3 protein-coding genes are annotated in these 2,652 nt (G+C 67.4%); 2 read left to right on the top strand and 1 reads right to left on the bottom strand.

Annotation, left to right across the window (positions count from 1 at the left end; translation table 11 throughout):
• Window positions 1-532, top strand: a 532-nt coding sequence (locus tag AC1D00_RS35710; RefSeq protein WP_477013906.1) for a Spy/CpxP family protein refolding chaperone, incomplete at its 5' end; no start/stop codon positions are given.
• 121 nt (window positions 533-653) lie between these two features.
• Complete coding sequence (locus AC1D00_RS35715) at window positions 654-1,016, top strand: hypothetical protein (RefSeq protein WP_404553712.1); 363 nt, start codon at window positions 654-656, stop codon at window positions 1,014-1,016.
• A 6-nt stretch (window positions 1,017-1,022) separates the two neighbouring features.
• Here AC1D00_RS35715 and AC1D00_RS35720 read toward each other — a convergent pair.
• Window positions 1,023-2,652 (bottom strand): SulP family inorganic anion transporter (locus AC1D00_RS35720; protein ID WP_477013907.1); only part of this gene is annotated, 1,630 nt, incomplete at its 5' end.

A 2,652-nucleotide genomic window follows, 5' to 3' on the forward strand; every position in this document is an offset into this window, starting at 1 on the left:
GTCCTGCCCGGTGCAGGTCGCCGCGACGGCGCCCGGTCGGCTGACGGCGATGCAGCAGCGCATCGAGGCGATGGCGAAAGCCGTCGACCTCGTTCAGCCCGCCCTGGATAAATTCTACGGCTCGCTCACGGACGAGCAGAAGGCGCGCTTCAATGCACTGGCCGAGGACCAGCGTCGTACGACAGCTTCGAACAACACCGGGGGATCGCTGGTCCAGAATTGCGGTGCGCCTGCCTTGCTCGATTGGCCCGGCGCCGACATCGAGGCGCGGCTGCGCCCCAACGACACGCAGCGCGCGGCGCTACAGGTGCTCCAGGATACCAGCGCCAGGGTCAGCGCATCGCTCAAGGCGGCCTGCGAGCCCAACGACGTGATGACGCCGCCGGCGCGAATGGCCGCGGTCCGCAAGCGGCTCGACCTGATGCTCGACGGCGTCAAGTCGGTTCGCGCAGCGCTGGAGGATTTCTACGGGACGCTGACTGACGAGCAGAAGGCACAGTTCGAGGCCATCGGACCACGTCGGACGTCCTGAATGCGTATCGAGCCAGGACGCGAGGTGGAAAATCGCCTCGCCGATCTCRACAGGCCTCTCTACGCTGAACGAGCCTGAAGAGCGGTAATACGGCGGCTGGAAGACCGCAGGTGGTGGGGCGATGAAGTGGTTCGCGAGGCAGAAGTTGGCGGACATATGGGACGAGACGATCGAAGGGCCGCTCGGCGACATCGAAGCCGCCGCGCGTATCCGCGCCATTTGTGACGCCGCGGCCGCGAGCGCGGCAGGTTCCGCGCGCAACGACAAGCGCGAGAGCGAACGTTACGAGCGCGCGGCCAAGGTCGCGATGGAAATCGCGATGAAGATCTCGGATGGATTGATGCGCGATGACGCGGTCCATCGCATCGTCGATCTCTGCATGAAGGCGAACGATCTCAAGACGGCGCAGATCCTGTTCCGCGCGATCCACGCCAGCTGGATCCGCGAAACGATACAGCGGGATCACCCCACGCTGGTGCAGTGAACGCCGCTATTTCGCCAGCTTGCGCACCGCCTCGTCCACGCTGTGGAAGACATGCTCGCGGGGCAGGGCGTCGAACAATCTGAAGCGTTCGAACGCGTCCTGGGCGCGCACCGATTCCAGCCGCGCCAGCGCGACCGTGACGCCCTGTTCACTGCACGCCTTGAACAATTCGAGCAAAATCTGTGCGGCGGTGAAGTCGATCTCGACCATGCCGCTCGCCTCCAGCACCAGCAGTTGCGGCGTCGCCGCGCCGAGCACCTTGGTCACGTCGCTGCGAAAGCCCGGCGCGTTGAGGAAGGACAGCGGCGCCTGGAGCCCGATCACGGCGACGCCTGCGATGCGCTCGCCTGTGATGTGCGGATGCGCCGGCCACCAGATTGTCGTGCCGGGCACGCGCTCGAACTCGACCAGCCTGGCGCGTGTGGTGCTCCAGATGCCGTGCAGCAGCGACAGCACGATGCCGAGGAATGCGCCCTGCTGGATCGGCAGCACGATGATCAGTGCGGCGGTGGCGACGATCAGCAGGAACTCGCTTGGGGATTGGCGGTAGATCGTGACGATCTGCTTCACGCGGACGATGCGCAGCGCGACGAACAGCAGGATGCCGCCGAGCGCCGCGTCCGGAACGTGCTGCAACAGTCCCGTGCCGAACGCGAGCAGCGCCAGCACGATTGTCCCGGCGGCAAGGCCCGCGAGCTGCGATTGTCCGCCGGTCTCCGCGACGATGCCCGTCCGCGGCGGGCTGGCATTGACGGGAAAGGCGCCGAACAGGCCGGACAGCACGCTGCCGGCGCCGGCGCCGAGGAAATCGCGGTCGACGTCGGCGGGCTTGTCGGGATCGGACGGGAACGACCGCGTGGTCGCGGCGGTCTGCACCATCACCACGACCGTGATCACGAAGGCGAGCGGGACGAGACGCACCCACAGCTCCGGCGCAAGCTCGGGCAGGGTCGGTCGCGGCAGCGTGCCCGGCACGCTGCCTACGACGTTGACGCCCTTGCTCTCGAGGCCGAGCGCGATTGTGGCCAGTGTCGCGGCGACCAGCCCGATCAGTGCGCCCGGAATTTTCGCGCTGACCTTCTCGGAGACGAAGACCAGGGCCAGCACGCCCAAGCCGATGCACAGCGTGAAGGGATTGGTGCGGCCGAGCTGGCCAGCGAGCACGCCAATGCGATCGAGCATCGGCCCGCTCGGCGATTCAAGCCCGAGCACGCCCGGCAGTTGCGACACGATGATGTGGACGGAGATGCCGGCGAGGAAGCCGACCATGACCGGCACCGACAACAGGTTCGCGATGCCGCCGAGACGGAAGGCGCCGCCCGCGAGCATCATGGCGCCGACCATCAGCGCCAGTGCAATCGCAAGCCCCTGATAGTCCGGCGACCCGGTGGCGGCCAGTGCCGCAAGCCCGCCGGCGAAGATCGGCGTGATCGTCGAGTCCGCGCCGCAGGACAGGAAACGGTTGCCGCCGAGCAGCGCAAAGCCGAGCGAGCCCGCCATGAAGGCGAAGAAGCCGATCTGCGGCGCGAAGCCGCCGAGCCGCGCGGTGGCCATCTGCTCGGGAATCGCGATCGCCGCCAGCGTCAGCCCCGCCATGAGGTCGCCGGGCAGGGAATAGGACGCGAGTGATCGGAAC

Source organism: Bradyrhizobium sp. P2_E8, assembly GCF_056403875.1.

What these genes read in the sequence shown, in the direction of transcription:
- AC1D00_RS35715 (WP_404553712.1), top strand. Translation starts at nt 654, where the DNA reads ATGAAGTGGTTCGCGAGGCAGAAGTTGGCGGACATATGGGACGAGACG.